Annotated in this window: 17 protein-coding genes; 9 read left to right on the top strand and 8 right to left on the bottom strand. The window is 68.2% G+C overall.

Annotated features, from left to right (window positions below; genetic code table 11):
• Positions 1-83 precede the first annotated feature (83 nt).
• On the bottom strand, positions 84-437 hold the full coding sequence (locus ACFE7D_RS04125) for a phosphoribosyltransferase family protein (protein WP_375394161.1): 354 nt from the start codon (positions 435-437) through the stop codon (positions 84-86).
• Positions 438-763: 326 nt separating this feature from the next.
• Positions 764-2,089 (bottom strand): cystathionine gamma-synthase family protein, encoded by a 1,326-nt coding sequence (locus tag ACFE7D_RS04120; protein WP_375394160.1) that lies wholly within the window; start codon positions 2,087-2,089, stop codon positions 764-766.
• Positions 2,090-2,178: 89 nt separating this feature from the next.
• Between ACFE7D_RS04120 and ACFE7D_RS04115 the strand changes: the two genes are divergently transcribed.
• Positions 2,179-2,559, top strand: a complete 381-nt coding sequence (locus tag ACFE7D_RS04115) for a VOC family protein (protein WP_375394159.1) — start codon at positions 2,179-2,181, stop codon at positions 2,557-2,559.
• 48 nt (positions 2,560-2,607) lie between these two features.
• On the opposite strand, the gene pgeF is transcribed toward ACFE7D_RS04115, so the two are convergent.
• The 4 genes from pgeF to lgt all read right to left on the bottom strand — a co-directional run bounded on the left by pgeF (position 2,608) and on the right by lgt (position 5,874).
• Positions 2,608-3,366, bottom strand: a complete 759-nt coding sequence (gene pgeF, locus ACFE7D_RS04110) for a peptidoglycan editing factor PgeF (protein ID WP_375394158.1) — start codon at positions 3,364-3,366, stop codon at positions 2,608-2,610.
• On the bottom strand, positions 3,363-3,875 hold the full coding sequence (locus ACFE7D_RS04105; protein ID WP_375394157.1) for a GNAT family N-acetyltransferase: 513 nt from the start codon (positions 3,873-3,875) through the stop codon (positions 3,363-3,365). Before ACFE7D_RS04105 ends, pgeF begins: the two co-directional genes overlap by 4 nt.
• Positions 3,872-4,915, bottom strand: a complete 1,044-nt coding sequence (locus ACFE7D_RS04100) for a class I SAM-dependent methyltransferase (RefSeq protein ID WP_375394156.1) — start codon at positions 4,913-4,915, stop codon at positions 3,872-3,874. Before ACFE7D_RS04100 ends, ACFE7D_RS04105 begins: the two co-directional genes overlap by 4 nt.
• 74 nt (positions 4,916-4,989) lie before the next feature.
• Entirely contained in the window at positions 4,990-5,874 is an 885-nt protein-coding gene (gene lgt / locus ACFE7D_RS04095) for a prolipoprotein diacylglyceryl transferase (RefSeq protein WP_375394190.1), read from the bottom strand.
• 134 nt (positions 5,875-6,008) lie between these two features.
• On the opposite strand from lgt, the gene ACFE7D_RS04090 reads away from it, so the two are divergent.
• The 4 genes from ACFE7D_RS04090 (at position 6,009) to phbB (ending at position 11,840) form a co-directional block, all read left to right on the top strand.
• A complete protein-coding gene (locus tag ACFE7D_RS04090) occupies positions 6,009-7,715 on the top strand; it encodes a class I adenylate-forming enzyme family protein (RefSeq protein ID WP_375394155.1) in 1,707 nt (568 codons plus the stop codon).
• A gap of 155 nt (positions 7,716-7,870) precedes the next feature.
• Positions 7,871-10,090 carry a molybdopterin cofactor-binding domain-containing protein gene (locus ACFE7D_RS04085; RefSeq protein WP_375394154.1) on the top strand — a complete coding sequence of 740 codons (2,220 nt, stop codon included), beginning with the start codon at positions 7,871-7,873 and terminating at the stop codon, positions 10,088-10,090.
• Positions 10,087-11,091 (top strand): ferrochelatase, encoded by a 1,005-nt coding sequence (gene hemH, locus ACFE7D_RS04080; RefSeq protein ID WP_375394153.1) that lies wholly within the window; start codon positions 10,087-10,089, stop codon positions 11,089-11,091. The genes ACFE7D_RS04085 and hemH overlap by 4 nt, the downstream gene beginning before the upstream one ends.
• A 26-nt stretch (positions 11,092-11,117) precedes the next feature.
• Complete coding sequence (gene phbB, locus ACFE7D_RS04075; RefSeq protein ID WP_375394152.1) at positions 11,118-11,840, top strand: acetoacetyl-CoA reductase; 723 nt, start codon at positions 11,118-11,120, stop codon at positions 11,838-11,840.
• 287 nt (positions 11,841-12,127) lie between these two features.
• Here the strand turns inward: phbB and ACFE7D_RS04070 are convergent, their stop codons facing one another.
• Both ACFE7D_RS04070 and rpmB read right to left on the bottom strand, forming a co-directional pair.
• Positions 12,128-12,499, bottom strand: a complete 372-nt coding sequence (locus tag ACFE7D_RS04070) for a glycine zipper 2TM domain-containing protein (protein WP_375394151.1) — start codon at positions 12,497-12,499, stop codon at positions 12,128-12,130.
• A 219-nt stretch (positions 12,500-12,718) separates the two neighbouring features.
• Positions 12,719-13,018: a 50S ribosomal protein L28 gene (gene rpmB, locus ACFE7D_RS04065; protein WP_375394150.1), complete on the bottom strand. Its 300-nt coding sequence runs from the start codon at positions 13,016-13,018 to the stop codon at positions 12,719-12,721.
• A 206-nt stretch (positions 13,019-13,224) separates the two neighbouring features.
• On the opposite strand from rpmB, the gene ACFE7D_RS04060 reads away from it, so the two are divergent.
• The 4 genes from ACFE7D_RS04060 (at position 13,225) to ACFE7D_RS04045 (ending at position 16,064) form a co-directional block, all read left to right on the top strand.
• On the top strand, positions 13,225-13,446 hold the full coding sequence (locus ACFE7D_RS04060) for a hypothetical protein (RefSeq protein ID WP_375394149.1): 222 nt from the start codon (positions 13,225-13,227) through the stop codon (positions 13,444-13,446).
• Positions 13,447-13,485: 39 nt separating this feature from the next.
• Positions 13,486-13,935 carry a nucleoside deaminase gene (locus tag ACFE7D_RS04055; protein ID WP_375394148.1) on the top strand — a complete coding sequence of 150 codons (450 nt, stop codon included), beginning with the start codon at positions 13,486-13,488 and terminating at the stop codon, positions 13,933-13,935.
• 309 nt (positions 13,936-14,244) lie between these two features.
• Positions 14,245-14,637, top strand: coding sequence for an O-methyltransferase (locus tag ACFE7D_RS04050; RefSeq protein ID WP_375394147.1), 393 nt, complete (start codon positions 14,245-14,247; stop codon positions 14,635-14,637).
• Positions 14,638-14,762: 125 nt separating this feature from the next.
• Positions 14,763-16,064: a hemolysin family protein gene (locus ACFE7D_RS04045; protein ID WP_375394146.1), complete on the top strand. Its 1,302-nt coding sequence runs from the start codon at positions 14,763-14,765 to the stop codon at positions 16,062-16,064.
• Positions 16,065-16,114 lie beyond the last annotated feature (50 nt).

The raw sequence follows: 16,114 nt of genomic DNA, 5'->3' as shown, positions 1-16,114 counted from the left end.
CCATATCGATATCCTCGATTCGGACCATCGGTGCGGTGCAGCATGGACGAAGAGCCGTGTCATGCGCTCGGTGACGAATGTCGCTATCCGATCCGTTTGGCGACCGCCGCGGCGTCTTTTTGCAGCGCAGTATCGGGGCCCACGGCTTCCCACGGGAAGACGTACCAGTCCTTCGTCACCGTCCGGTCGATCACGCGCGCGCGGTAATCGACGCGCTGCGCCGAGACGCGGTTATCGATCAGCGTCGCGATCCGAACCGATCCGGATATCGCCCCGGCTTTCGCAAGCGCGGTGCGGAGTGCGCCGATCGTCAGCCCGGAATCGTTGATGTCGTCGACCAACAGCAATCGCTCGCCCGCCCGGCTATGCTTGGCCAGCCGGACGACCACATCGCCCGCGAAATCGGCGAGCCGGCTCGACCAGTCGCAAGACAGCATCGGCAGCCCGGTCGCATGGCCTGAGATAGACCGCGGGGACCAGTCCGCCGCGGCCGATCCCGACGATGTACGTCGGCCTCCAGCCGACATCCGCGCCGATCGCTGTGGCGAGCGCGGTTATGTCTTGGTCGAATGCGGCGTGCGAAACGGGGGCGAAGACCGGCATCAGGCCGCCGGGGCTACCCAGGCGTCGAGCACCGCCGGATGCGCCGCTACCGCATCGCCGGGCAGGAACGGTTTGGCGATGAAAGGGGCGGTGTCGCTCATCCCTCTTTCATTGCCGCTCCGCCGGAGGCGCGCAAGACGGCACCGCTGCGTTCATACCGTCAGATCGCCGCCAGCGCCTGGTCGAAATCGGCGATCAGGTCGTCCGCATCCTCGACGCCGATCGAGATCCGCACCAGATTGTCGGTGATCCCCAACGCCTGCTTGCGCGCGTCGGGCACCGACAGATGCGTCATCGCGGCCGGATGACTGGCGAGCGTCTCGGTCCCGCCGAGCGACACTGCGAGCTTGGCGATCTTCAGCGCGTCGAGGAACGCGAACGCTTCCTTCTCGCCGCCGTTCACCAGCAGCGAGAAGGTCGACCCCGCACCGGTGCAATGCCGGCGGTAGATGTCCGCCTGCCGCTCCATCCCCGGGCTGTCCTCCAGGAAACCGAGATAGCCGACGCGTTCGACCTTGGGATGGCCACGCAGGAACGCACAGACCTTCGCCGCATTCTCCCCCGCGCGGCTCATGCGCAGTTCCAGCGTTTCGAGGCTCCGCAGCAGCATCCATGCGGTGTTCGGGTCGCAGATCGTACCGATCGTGTTGCGCATCGACCGGATGGTATCGATGTGCGCCTTCGATCCAAGCACCCCGCCCGCGACGAGATCGCTGTGGCCACCGGCATATTTGGTCAACGAATAGACGACGATGTCCGCGCCGTGCTTCAGCGGCTGGAGCCACAGCGGCCCCAGGAACGTATTGTCGATCGCGATCGGCGGCTTGGTCTCGCCGGTGAAGATCGCGTCGCGACTGGCGGCGACCGCCTGGATGTCGACCAGCGCGTTGGTGGGATTGGCGGGGCTTTCCAGATAGATCATCGCGACGTTGCCGCTCGCCGCGCGGCGCAGCACCGCGTCGATTTCCTCGCGCGTCGCGCCTGCCGGAAAATCCAGCCAATGCACCCCGAACCGTCCGAGGATGCGCGCGATCAGCGTCTCGGTCGCGGCGTAGAGCGGCCCCGAATGGACGATCGTGTCGCCCGGCTTCACCATCGCCAGGAACAGGGTCGCGATCGCCGACATGCCCGACGAGAAGGCGAGCGCGTCCTCGGCCTCTTCCCAGATGCCCAGCCGATCCTCGAGGATTTCCTGGTTCGGCCCGTTGAAGCGCGAATAGACCAGGCCATCCGCGCCGCCCGGCCGCTTGCCGGTCACGCCCTCGAAATGACGCTTGCCCGCCGCCGCATCGGGAAAGACGAAGGTGGAGGTGAGGAAGATCGGCGGTTTCAGCGCGCCTTCGGACAGCGACGGGTCGTAGCCATGCCCCATCATCATCGTCGACGCCTTGAGCTTGCGATCGCCGATCGCCTCCACCGACGGCTTCGTTTCGCTCGTCGAAGGAACGCCGGTCATGTCTGCTTCGGTTTCGGTCGGTTCGGGCATCATGCTCTCCGTGGATCGGTTTTCCGGGCCGTTGCGGAACGCACAGCGTGAGGATATGGCCACGGCCGTCCACCCACGAAGGATTGCCCATGCCGGTCGCCGTCGTCTCGATCCCCGTCAGCGATCCCGAACGATCGCTCGCCTATTACCGCGACGTGCTCGCACTGTCGGTGGTCAACGACACGCCGATGGGCCCGGCGATGCGCTGGCTCCAGATGCAGCCTGCGGACGGCGGATCGACCGTGGCGCTGGTCACCTGGTTCGACCAGATGACGCCGGGATCGATGCAGGGGTTGATGTTCCACGTCGCCGATATCGACGCCGAACATGCACGGATCGCGGCGGCGGGCGGGACGCCTTCGCCGATCGACGAACAGCCCTGGGGGCGGTTTACAATGCTGAGCGATCCGGACGGCAACGGGCTGATCGTCGCGCAACTGACCGCGCCGGAGGATGTGAAGACGCGGTAGTTCGCGATTCTCCACCCCCCCGCGGGGGGAAGGATCGTCAAGCTTGGCCTACCCTACCCCGATGATCGCGATCTGCCGCCCGTATCCCGGCTCGCCGCGATGCGTCGCGCGGCGGTAGCTGTAGAAGCGGTCGGCGTCGGCATAGGTGTCGAGCCCTATCGCCTCGATCCGGCCGACTCCGGCCGACGCCAGCCGATGCGCGACATAGGCCTCCAGATCGAAGCGGTGATGCCCGGCGCGGCCATCCGCGAAGAAGCGCTCGTTCGCCGGGTCCGCGGCGGCGAAGCGGCGCAGGAATGCGTCGTCCACCTCGTAGCTGGCGCGCGCGATCGTGGGACCGATCGCGGCGACGATCCGCGCCGGATCGGCACCGAGCGCGGTCATCGCGATGACGGTCGCATCGGTCACCCCCGCCAGCGCGCCCTTCCACCCCGCGTGCGCCGCGCCGACGACACCCGCCTGCACGTCCGCCAGCAGCACCGGCGCGCAATCCGCGGTCAGGATGCCGAGTGCGAGCCCGGGCCGGTCGGTGACCAGCGCATCGCCTTGCGGCCGGTCGGACAACGGCGCGCGCACCGTCACCGCACCCGCGCCGTGCACCTGATAGACGGTCGTGAGATGCGCGCCCGGCAGGACCGCGCGCGTCGCCAGCACCCGGTTCCGGGCGACCGCGTTCGGGTCGTCGTCCGACCCCAGCCCGACGTTCAGCCCGGCATGTACACCGGTCGAGACACCACCGTGCCGGCCGAGAAAGCCGTGCGGTACGCCGTCCAGCGCGGCGGCGCGGATGACCTCAACCCCGCTCACAGCGTCAGCCGCAGGACGAGATCGCGATCGATCTGCGTACCGGTCTTGAACGCATAGTCGCCGATATGGGCGAAGCCGAGCCGACGGTAGAAGGCGAGCGCACGGTCGTTCCCCTCCCAGACGGTCAGGACGAGCGCATTCGCCCCCCGATCGCGGGCGGAAGCGGTCGCCCAGTCCATCAACGCGTGCGCGACGCCTTTGCCATGCCACCCCGACGCGACGTAGATCTGCATGAGCTGGAGCGTTCCGGGCGGCGCAAGACCCGCATGCAGATAGCTGTCGCCGAGCTTGGCATAGCCTGCGACCGAATCGCCTTCGACCGCGAGGTGAAAATGGATGGCGGGATCGCGGAAATCCCGCATCAGGGCACCTTCGGGGCCGTATGCTTCGGCCAGATAGAGCGCGAGATCGGCGGGCGAACAGGAATGTCGGAAGGTTTCGATCCAGCTCCGTCGCGACATCGTGTCGACCGCGGGGCCGTCGGAAGGGGTTGCGTCGCGGTAGATCATGCGAACGCCGCCGGTGCGGGCCAGCCGGGCGCGGTCACCGCCAGCGCGCGGAACAAGGTTCCCATATCGTCCATCAGCCGCATGCGGTCCGCCATCAGCGCCTCGGCGCGGTCGGGGGCGGCGCGCGCAAGCGCGGCGGTGCGCTGATCGATGCCGAGCGCGCCGAGCAGCTCGCGCTGGGCGATCGGTCCCCATGCGACCGCCCCCGCCGCCTGCGCCGCCGCGGCGAGCGTCGTGAAATCGACATGCGCGGTCAGGTCCTGTTCGCCCGGCGCGTCGAACGGATTGGCGGGGACGTGATCGCGCACCGCCTGCAGCGTCTCGCCGACAAGCGGGCCGTCATAGCCATAGTCGATCGCCAGCAGCGCGCCGCCCTGCCTGGCGATCCGCCCGGCGAGCGCGCGCATGGTCGCGACCGCATCCGGACACGCCTCGATGATCGCGCCGGGCGGGGCGACCCGCAATGATTCCGGGATGACCGCGTCGGGGACTGGCTTGCCCGCGACGGGGAGGAACAGCGTGTCCTGGCAGGCGACGAGGCGCTCGTGCCACCGGTCGCGTTTCACCAGCTGGCGGATCGGCAGCGCGTCGAAGAACTCGTTCGCGACGACGATCAACGGGCAGTCGGTCGGGAGCGTATCGGCGCTGTCGTGCCAGGTCGCGTCAGCGATGCGCCGGGCCTGCGCAGCGCGCAGCACCGGGCTGGTCTCGACGAAATGCATGGGCGGTGTCAGCTCCGCCTTCGCCATCGCGCGCGCGGCATCGGCGGCGAGCGTCCCGCGGCCCGGCCCCAGTTCGACCCAGGCGATAGCGGGTCGCCCTGCCCGGTCCCACAGGTCCGCGCACCACGCGCCCGTCAGCTCGCCGAACATCTGGCTGATCTCGGGCGCGGTAGTGAAATCGCCGCCTGCGCCCAGCGGATCGCGAGTCGCATAATAATGCGCGTTCGCCGCCGCCATGAACTGTGCGACCGACACCGGTCCCGCCAGCGTGATCGCGCGGGCGAGGCGGTCGGCGAGAGGGGAGGCCGGGGCGGACATATTTGCAGCGCAATGCATCCGGACGTCGCAGCTCACAAGACAACAGAGATCCTGCCCCGGACGGAGAAGATTTGTCAGGCCACGCTCTCGGTTCCCGCGATCGGTTCCACCCGTCGCCGCCGGCCCGCTGCCGTCGCGATCAGATACACGCCCCCCAGGATCATCGGCAGGCACAGGAACTGACCCATATGGAAGCCCCATTTGCCGAACAGCGTGCCCGCGAACTGGCCGTCCGCCTCACGCACGAACTCCACTGCGAAGCGCGCGAGGCCGTAGCCGAGGATGAACAGTCCGACGAGCTTGCCCGGATCGTAGCGCGCCTTGGTGCGCCAGAACGCGAACCACAGGACCGCGAACAGGAGCGCACCTTCGAGCACCGCCTCGTAGAGCTGGCTTGGATGCCGCGCGAGGTCGCCGCCGGTGGGGAAGACGATCGCCCAGGCGACGTTTGTCGGCCGGCCCCATAATTCGCCGTTCACAAAATTGGCGAGCCGCCCGAAGCCAAGCCCGAACGGCACGCAGCAGGCGATGTAATCATGGACCCGCAGCCAGTTGAGCGCATTCGCGCGTGCGAACAGGATCAGCCCCAGCGAAACGCCGATCACCCCGCCGTGGAACGACATCCCGCCGTCCCACAGCCGGAGGATCCGCACCGGATGCAGAAACATGTCGGGCGCATAGAAGATGACATAGCCAAGCCGCCCGCCGAGGATGATGCCCAGCGTCGCATAGAATACCAGATCGTCGGCATGCCGCCGCGCCATCGGCGCGCCGGGCTGGTCGAGCAGTTTCAGCAGATACCACCAGCCCGCCAGAATGCCCGCGATATAGGCGATCGAATACCAGCGCAGCGTGAAGAACCCGACCGAGAAGATGTCCGGGTGCAACCCCAGCGTCTCGAAGCGGATATGACCGGCGGGATTGCCGACGCCGGTAAGTTGACCGGCGGGATCGCCGATGCCGGTAAGGTGGCCGGCGAGATCGCCGGCTGGCGCGGTGATGGCCGCGGCGAGCGTTGCCAGGATCAAGACTTTCCCCTCTGCGTTCACCCCTGCATAAGGGGGTCAGGCGACAAGACCAAGTGGAGAGAATGATGCCCAGCGTGCTGGACCAGCGGATGGATGCGGCAATGGCCGCGGTCGTTGCCGACGAGGGGATGCTCCCGCTCGCCAGCATCCCGCGATATGGCCGCGCCCTGCCGGTGATCGCCGCCGCGCCGCCGACGCTTGGCGCGTATTTCGCGCATTTCGCGGGCGAACATGCGCATGCGACGTTCCTCGTTGCCGGCGACGAGCGGCTGACCTTTGCCGAAGTTCATGCCGCGGCGACCGGCGTCGCGCATGCGCTGGTCGCGCGCGGTGTCGTAAAGGGTGACCGTGTCGGCATCGCGATGCGCAATTCGCCGTCCTGGATCGCGCTCTACATGGGGATCGTCATGGCCGGCGGCATCGCGACTTTGCTCAACGGCTGGTGGCAGACCGAGGAGCTGTCGGCGGCGCTGAACGAGGTGGCGTGCGACATGGTCTTCGCAGATCCGCCCCGGGCGAAGCGTCTGGCGAGCCTTGAGGATGCGCATTGCGCCGTGATCGAGATCGACGATGCCCGGCCGCTGGCGGCCGCACTGCGACCGCTCGGCACGGGCGACGCCGCGACCGCCATGCCGGCCATTACGCCCGACGATCTGGCGACGATCCTCTTCACGTCGGGCTCGACCGGCCCGTCCAAGGGCGCGCTGTCGGATCACCGTGGCGTGGTGCAGGCGATCTTCAATTACCTGGCGCAGGTCATGACGATGGTCGGCATCGCGACCCAGGACGGCAATCCGCCTATGGGCCAGCCATCGACATTGCTCAACGTGCCGCTGTTCCACGTCACCGCCGAGATCCCGGTGATGCTGCAAAGCTTCGCGATGGGGCGCAAGCTGGTGCTGATGGCCAAATGGGATGCGGAAGAAGCGATGCGGCTGATCGAGAAGGAAGGCATCACCTATTTCGTCGGCGTGCCGCTGATGAGTTTCGAGCTGCTGACCCACCCGAACCGCGCGAAATACGACCTGTCGACCGTCGCCGATTTCGCCGCGGGCGGCGCGCCGCGCCCGGCCGAGCATGTCCGCCGAATCGCGGAGGAGATGGCCGGCCCGGATGGAAAGGGCGGCGCGCCGTTGATCGGCTATGGCCTGACCGAGACGAATGCGATCGGCACCAGCAATTGGCGATCCAACTACATCGCCAAACCCAATTCGGCGGGACGGCCGTCGCTGCCGCTGGTCGATCTGGCGATCCTCGACGATGCCGGACGGCCCGTCGCGCAAGGACAGCGCGGAGAGATCGCGATCCGGTCGATCTGCAACTTCCGCGAATATTGGGGGCGTCCCGATGCGACCGCCGCGGCGATGACCGCGGACGGCTACTTCCTGACCGGCGACATCGGATATCTGGACGAGGACGGCTATGTCTTCATCGTCGACCGCAAGAAGGACATCATCATCCGCGGTGGCGAGAATATCTCGTGCCAGGAGGTCGAGGCGGCGCTCTACGAACATCCCGACGTCGCCGAAGCCGCGGTGTTCGGGCTGGCGGACGAGCGGCTGGGCGAAGTGCCCGGCGCGGTCGTCGTCCCGCGCGACGGGGCGGTGCTGACGGCGGAGGGCCTGGCCGGGTTCCTGCACGCGCATATCGCTGCGTTCAAGGTGCCGCAGACGATCTGGATCACGCACGCCCCGTTGCCGCGGCTCGGAACGGAGAAGATCGACAAGGTCCGGGTCCGCGCGACGTATCGTGCGCTGGCGGTGGTGGGCTGAGGGTCGCTCGCCCGGGCAACTTCGTCCCCGCGCTTGTCCCGGGGTCCAGAGCCCTGAGCGCTTCGCCCGTTGCTCTGGATGCCGGGACGAGCCCGGCATGACGGAGGATGAGACCCCAGCTTGCACCCACCGCCCCGCAAAGTAGAGCGTCCCGCATGGCGCAGGCGATCGACAGGCGGACCTTGCTGGTCGGAGGGGGGGTCGGTGTCGGGCTGGTCGTCGCCTGGGCGGCGTGGCCGCGCGCCTATCCGGTCAACCTCGTCGCCAATCCGGACGAGCGCATCTTCGGCGCATGGCTCAAGATCGGCATGGACGGCCACGTCACGGTTGCCGTGCCGCAGGCGGAACATGGCCAGGGGGTCTATACCGTCCTGCCGCAGATCGTCGCGGACGCGCTCGGCGCGGACTGGCGGACCGTCGGGGTCGAGGCGGCACCGGTCAATCCGCTCTACGCCAACCCGCTGGGTTTCCGGTCGTTGCTGGAGGGCGTCGACGACGCGCTGCCTGCAGGCATCATCGACGAGGCGGCGCGGCGCGCCCCGGTGATGCTGACCGGTGGATCGTCGTCGGTGCGGATGTTCGAGGACGCATGCCGGCAGGCGGGTGCCGCCGCCCGGACATTGCTGTGCAAGGCGGCGGCGAAGCGCTGGGATGTCGCGTGGACCGATTGCGGGGTCGATGCCGGGTTCGTCGTCCACCGGGGCAAGCGCCTGCGCTTCGCCGAACTCGCCGAGGCGGCGGCGAAGGAGACGCTGCCCGATCCGCTGCCCGCCGATGCGCCGGGAACAGGCAAGCTGGTCGGACAATCGGTGCCGCGGATCGACGTGCCGGCGAAGGTCGACGGCTCGGCGAATTTCGCCGGCGACATCCGCCTGCCCGACATGGTCCATGCCGCGATCCGCCAGGCACCGCGCGGGGGCAGCCGACTGGTGGCGATGGACCGCGCCGCCGCCGATCGCATCCGCGGGGTGGTCGCGATCGTCGATCGGCCGGGCTGGGTCGCGGTGGCTGCGACGACGTGGTGGGCGGCGGAGCGGGGCCTTGCCGCATTGAACCCAAGGTTCGAGACGACAGGCCCCGTCGCGACCACCGAGTCGATCGACGCCGCGCTGACCGCCGCGTTCGACGGCCCGGGCACGCGCATGGTGAAGGCGGGCGATGTCGCGGCTGCGTTTCGCGGCGCGCGGATCGTGACCGCGGAATACCGCGTCGCTCCCGGGCTCCACGCCGCGATCGAGACGACCAGCGCGACCGCACACCGGCATGGCGGGCGGCTGGAATTGTGGCTGCCGGCGCAGGCACCCGCCAATGCCCGACGCGCGGCGGCGCAGGCGCTCGGCATCGACGAGGCCGCGGTCGTCATCCACCCGATGCTGGTCGGCGGCGGGTTCGGCGACCGGATCGAGACCGGCGCGGCGGCACAGGCGGCGGTGATCGCGCAGGCGATCGAACGCCCCGTCGCGCTGGTCTGGTCGCGCGGCGAGGAGTGCGCGAACGACCTGTACCGTTCGCCCGCCGCAGCACGGATGGCGGCGCGGCTCGCCCCCGGCGGCGCGATCCTCGGCTGGTCGGCGAAGATCGCCGCACCCGCGACCGGCAAGGCGCTGGCTAAACGGCTGTTGCCCGGCATCGCGACCGATGCCGCGCTGGCGCTCGGGTCGGCGGGGGACGCCTATGCCGTCGCGGGCGCGCTGCCCCCGTACCGCATTCCGAACCATGCGATCGATCATTATCCGGCCGAGATCGGAATCGAGACGGGCCATCTTCACGGCGGCGCGCATGGCTATACCGCGTTCTTCACCGAATGTTTTCTCGATGAACTGGCGCATGTCGCGGGGACCGAAGCACTGTCCTACCGGATCGGCATGCTCGGCGGCAACGCGCGGCTGGCGCGGTGCCTGTCGACCGCGGCGTCGCTCGGCGGGTGGGACGGCGGCGTCGCCGGCAGCGGACAGGGGATCGCCTGCCACGCCTTTCGCGGCAGCTATATCGCGGTGCTGGCGGAGGCGCATAGGGGAGAGGGCGGGCGGGCGGTGGTCGACCGGCTCGTCGCCGCGGTCGATTGCGGGCGGGTGATCCACCCCGACATCGTCCGGCAGCAGATCGAGGGCGGGCTGATCTTCGGCACGGCGATGGCACTCGGGGCATCGACGGGCTTTGCCGGCGGCTCGGCAAGCGTGCACGGGTTCGAGGGGATGGCGCTGCCGATCCTCGACGACGCCCCCGACGTGACGGTGGAGATCATCCGCAGCGACGAGGCACCCGGCGGGGTCGGCGAGCTGGGCGTGCCCGCGGTCGCACCGGCGATCGCCAACGCGCTCCAGTCTGCAACGGGTGTCCGCATCCGCTCGCTGCCGCTAGGACGGGGGGCATGATCCCCCCCGACCACCCCGTCATCCCGCGCCCGCGAATCGGCGTGCTGCTGATGAACCTCGGCACGCCCGACGGCCCCGACACGAAATCGGTCAAACGCTATCTCGGCGAATTCCTGTCCGACCGGCGAGTCGTCGAACTGCCGCAGATCGCGTGGCAACCGATCCTGCGCGGGATCATCCTGAACACCCGACCGAGAAAATCGGCGCATGCGTACAGCCAGGTGTGGAGCGAGGAGGGCTCCCCGCTCGCCGCCTTCACGAAACGGCAGGCGGCGGCGCTGGCGGACGCATTCGGGCCGGGTGTCACCATCGACTGGGCGATGCGCTACGGCAATCCGTCGATCCCCGAACGGCTGGCGGCGATGAAGGCGGCGGGGTGCGAACGGATCCTGCTCGCCCCCCTCTACCCGCAATATTGCGCGGCGACGACCGCGACCGCGAACGACAAGGCGTTCGCGGTGCTGGCCGGCATGCGCTGGCAACCCGCGATCCGCACGCTGCCGCCCTATCATGACGACGCGGCCTATATCGACGCGCTGAAGACGTCGATCGAGGCGGGGCTTGCAGCGCTGGATTTCGAGCCCGATGCGCTCGTCGCCAGCTTCCATGGTATGCCCGGGCGGACGCTGGCGCTGGGCGATCCCTATCACTGCCATTGCCGGAAGACCGCGCGGTTGCTCGGCGAGGCGATGCGCCGCGACCTGATCGTGGCGTTCCAGTCGCGGTTCGGCCCGGCGAAATGGCTCGGGCCCGCGACCGACGAGACGCTGGCGGCGCTGCCGGGCAAGGGCATGAAGACGGTGGCGATCTTCGCGCCGGGTTTCTCGTCCGATTGTCTCGAGACGCTGGAGGAACTCGCGATCCGCGGGCGCGAGAGCTTCGAGGCCGCGGGCGGCGGGCGTTTCGCCTGTCTGCCCTGCCTGAACGACAGCGAACCCGGTATCGCGATGCTTCGCCGCATCCTGTCGCGCGAGCTTGAAGGCTGGGTCGCGCCCCTCTAGCATCGCGGCAAAATGAGGAGAGGTGAATGGCACGGATTGCGATCGTGACGGGCGGTACGCGCGGCATCGGCGAGGCGATCAGCCTGGCGCTGAAGGACATGGGCATTACCGTCGCCGCCACCTATGCGGGCAACGACGAACGGGCGTCGGCCTTTACCGACCGGACCGGGATCGCCGCGTATAAATGGGATGTCGCGGATTATGACGCGTGCCAGGCGGGCTGCGCGCAGGTCGCCGCGGACCTGGGGCCAGTCGATATCGTCGTCAACAATGCGGGCATCACCCGCGACGGCACGATCCTGAAGCTGACCTACGAAGCGTGGAAAGAGGTGATCGACACCAACCTCGGCGGCTGCTTCAACATGGCGAAGGCGGTGTTCGGCGGCATGCGCGACCGCAAATGGGGTCGGATCGTCAATATCGGATCGATCAATGGCCAGGCCGGGCAATATGGCCAGGTGAACTATGCCGCCGCGAAATCGGGCATCCACGGCTTCACCAAGGCGCTGGCGCAGGAGGGCGCGAAGGTCGGCGTGACGGTGAACGCGATCGCGCCGGGGTATATCGATACCGACATGGTCGCGGCGGTGCCCGGCGACGTGCTGGAGAAGATCGTCGCGAAGATTCCGGTCGGACGGCTCGGCCAGGCGCACGAGATCGCGCGGGGGGTCGCTTTCCTGTGTTCCGAGGAGGGGGGATTCGTGACGGGATCGACGCTGAGCATCAATGGGGGGCAGCATATGTACTGACGGGCGCAGGCGCGTCGCCTCGGCCATGCCGATGCGCGTAGCGCACCGATCGGCACGACCGGCGGGTCGGCCCCGCCGATCCCGGCCGACGGCTTCGCCGTCGGCCCGTCCGAGAAAGCCCCTCCCCAATCAACCGCTCGTACCTGGACCCCGGCCTTCGCCGGGGAGGGGCGAAGGTTTGCCATCCGGTCCGGAAGTCCTCACCCCCCGAAAACGAAACCGGCGTCCTCCCTTGCAGGAGAACGCCGGCCCGCCCCTCGAAACGCTACGCGAGGGTAACTGACGCTTTACCGGCGGCAGTATCCGGGATTGCCCGATCGGCCGATCGCATTGCCGGCCAGGGCACCGGCTCCCGCGCCGGGCACGGTGCCCAGTGCGCGGTCGCCACGTGTGTCGATGCTGCGGCCGAGCAGCCCGCCGGCGATCGCGCCGATGATCGTCCCGCCGGTGCCGTTGTCGCAGCGCGCCGGGCGGTAGCCGGGGCGGTTGTAGCCGGAACGATCCGGATAGCCGCCGCGGTCGTACCCGCGCGGCGCATGGCCGCCGCTGGTGTAACCATGAAGCTGCGCGGTCGCCGCGGTCGGGGCGAGCATGGCGGCGGCGGCCAGCAGGGCGGCACCGGACAGGCAGTGCTTCAGCATCGAACCGTGCTTCAGCATCGAACCGTCTCCCTTTCCCGACCGGCGGCGGCACATCCGTCGTCGATGGAAAGCCGTATGGGCATTCGGCATTGAGCGGATACTGAATGCGTCCGTTATCGTGCGTTCAGGCACGGCGGGCCGCACGATGCGCAAATACGAACGGCCCGCGGCTCCGGACAGGGAACCGCGGGCCGTCGGTCGGTCGATCGCAGGCGTCTTCACGACACCCGAACGGAGTCAGGCGGCGACGGCGGCGTCCGCGCGCTTCTTGACGATGGTGCGCTTAAGGCGGCGGCACCGCAGCGACAGCAGGTCGTCGCTCGTCTTCACCAGCCAATTGTCGAGACCGCCATTATGCTCGACCGAGCGCAGCCCGTGGGTCGAGACGCGCAGCCGGACGCTGGTCTCCAGCACGTCGGAGATCAGCGTGACGTTCTGCAGATTGGGCAGGAAGGTCCGCTTGGTCTTGTTGTTGGCGTGGGAGACGTTGTTCCCCACCTGCCGGCCCTTGCCGGTCAGTTCGCAGATGCGCGACATCGATCGATACCTTATAGTTCGGGGATTGCCCGGAAAGGCCGCGCGGATAGCCCGGTGCGGCGCAGGCGTCAACCGATTCAGCGGCTGGTCTCGGCTTGCGGGATGGTTCGTTTTGCTGTGGCCAATACCGTATCGACCGTGCAACCGTCATACCGGCGTCGCGTTGTTACGCCACCGAACCGTTGTTCGAACCGAAGGGGAAACACATGCGTACGCTGCTCGTCCTGGTCGCGCTGGCCATCATCATCGTTGCCGGCTGTATGTATTTCGGGATCATCAACATCGATCAGACCCGGCCGGGCATCGTCCAGGCCCCCAGTTTCCACGCCGATGTCGCGCGCGTGACGATGGGGACGGAGAACAAGACCGTCGCGGTGCCGACGATCTCGGTCCAGAAACCAGGTGCGACGCCCACGCCTGCCAACTGACGTTTTGCGCGCGACGCGCGCAGGCGGCATGGGGGCCGGATGATCCCGCTTCCGCCCCCGATGCGCGCCGCGCTCGACCATGCCCGTGCCGCCGCCGCGTTGGGCGAGGTGCCGGTCGGTGCGGTGATCGTGCGGGACGGCAGTGTCGTCGCGGCGACGGGCAATGCCCCGCGCGGCCTCGCCGATCCCACCGCGCACGCCGAAATCCTGGCGATTCGCACAGCCGCGCAATCGCTGGGGCGCGATCGGCTGGAGGATTGCGATTTGTGGGTCACGCTCGAACCCTGCGCGATGTGCGCGGGCGCGATCGCCCATGCCAGGATCGCACGGCTCTATTACGGCGCACCCGACCCGAAGGGCGGCGCGGTCGAACACGGGCCGCGGCTGTTCGCGCAACCGACCTGCCACCACCGGCCCGAAGTCTATGCGGGCATAGGCGAAGCCGAGGCGGCGGATTTGCTGAGGATTTTCTTCGCCGCACGGCGGTGAATGCGTCCCGGCCGGTCGGCAAGCTGTGGGACATGCAATATGTCAGGTTGTCATGTCAGGTTGCTCGTTCACCAGGAACATATATGCGCCAACCCGACTATCCTTCCGCCGATGCCGAACGCTGGATGGCGGTCGATACCTATTTTGCGCGGATGCTCGCTCCGGACGACGACGCGCTGATCGCGGCGCTCGCGGCGAACGCTGCGGCGGGTCTTCCGTCACACGATGTTTCGGCGCTGCAAGGACAGATGCTGGCGCTATTCGTCCAGATCGCCGGTGCCAGACGCATCCTCGAAATCGGTACGCTCGGTGCCTGTAGCACGATACGCATGGCCCGCGCCCAATATCGAGGGTGCGAAATTATTGGACCGGATCGACCTTCGGATCGGGAAAGCGCTGGATATCCTGCCAACGCTGACGGGTCCGTTCGACCTGATCTTTATCGATGCCGACAAGCCGAATAACCCGGAGTATATCCGGTGGGCCTTGCAGCTGTCGGTGCCGGGCACCGTCATCATCGGCGATAACGTCGTTCGCGGTGGTGCCGTCGTTCACGCAGACAGCGACGATCCCAATGTTCGCGGCGTCCGAAGCTTTCTCGACGTCATCGCGGCCGAGCCGCGCTTGATCGCGACCGCCATTCAGACCGTTGGCGAGAAGGGTTGGGACGGGTTCTTGCTCGCCAGGGTTATCGACGCATGACGTCCGCCGGTCCGCTGCGCGGTTGGGGCCGCACACGACATGCCGCGCCTGGGAATTTTCCTGACGATCCCGCCACAAGATACGTTGTCGCGGACCGCCATTCGCGGCTAGACAGGCGTCAGCCGATGGCACCGCTCCCGCCCTTTCCCTGGATCGACGTCGCGATCATCGTGGCGCTGGTCGCGCTGAACGGCGTGTTCGCGATGAGCGAGCTGGCGATCGTGTCCGCGCGCAAGGCCCGGCTGGAGGCGATGGCGCGAACCGGACGGGCCGGTGCGCGTGCCGCGCTGCTGCTCGGGGCCGATCCCGGCAAGTTCCTGTCGACGGTGCAGATCGGTATCACCCTCATCAGCGTGCTGGCGGGCGCGTTCTCGGGCGAGGCGCTGGGCGAGCCGACCGCGCTTCGGCTGCAATGGCTCGGGCTGGCACCCGGTACCGCGCACAGCCTGGGTTTCGCGATCGTGATCGGGGTGACGACCTTCGTCTCGCTGATCGTCGGCGAACTCGTCCCCAAGCAGTTCGCCCTGCGCGCGCCCGAGCCGATCGCCGCGACGATGGCACCGGCGATGCGCCGGCTTGCGGTCGTCACCGCGCCGATCGTGTGGCTGCTCGATTCGACCAGCGCGGCGATCTTCCGTCTGATCGGGCTCAGCCGCGAATCGGAGGAGCATGTCACCGCGGAGGAACTGCAGCTGATCGTCGCGGAGGCGTCCAAGTCAGGCGTGATCGAGGAGCATGAACGCTCGATCATCTCGGGCGTGGTGCGTCTCGCGGATCGGCCGGTGCGCGAGGTGATGACCCCGCGCAACCAGATCGACTGGGTCGATCTCTCGCTCGACGCCGACGGTATCCGCGACGCGCTGCTGGCGACGACTCACAGCCGGCTGCCGGTCGGGGACGGATCGATCGACGCGGTCGTCGGCGTGGTGCAGGCGCGCGACATCGCCGCCGCTTTGTTCAGGGGTACGCCGCTCGACCTGCATGCGCTGATGCGCAAGGCCCCCGTCGTCATCGATCAGATCGACGCGATGGACGCGCTCGACGCGTTGCGGCAAGCGGACGTGCCGATGGCGCTGATCCACGACGAATATGGTCATTTCGAGGGGATCGTGACCCCCGCCGACCTGCTGGCGGCGATCGCGGGGGAGTTCGCGTCGGATTCGCACCCCGACGATGCGCCGTCGGTGGTCGAGCGCGACGACGGGTCGCTGCTGGTCGCCGGCACGATGGCGGCGGATACGCTGGCCGAGCGGCTCGGCATCGACCTGCCCGAGGACCGCGACTACGCGACCGTTGCAGGGCTGGCGCTCGCGATATTCCGGCATCTGCCCGCGGAGGGGGAGAGCTTCGTGCTGCAGGGATGGCGGTTCGAGGTGATGGATCTGGACGGGCGGCGGATCGACAAGCTGCTGGTGGGCGCGGGCTAGAGTCAGATGACATTAGGCTGCTCGGTATCCGGCGTTGCGGAGATAGTTAC

It is taken from the genome of uncultured Sphingomonas sp., assembly GCF_964244235.1.
Taxonomy (GTDB): Bacteria; Pseudomonadota; Alphaproteobacteria; order Sphingomonadales; family Sphingomonadaceae; genus Sphingomonas.
The sequence above is the reverse complement of the archived record's forward strand: the minus strand, read 5'-3'. Positions and strand labels throughout refer to the sequence as shown.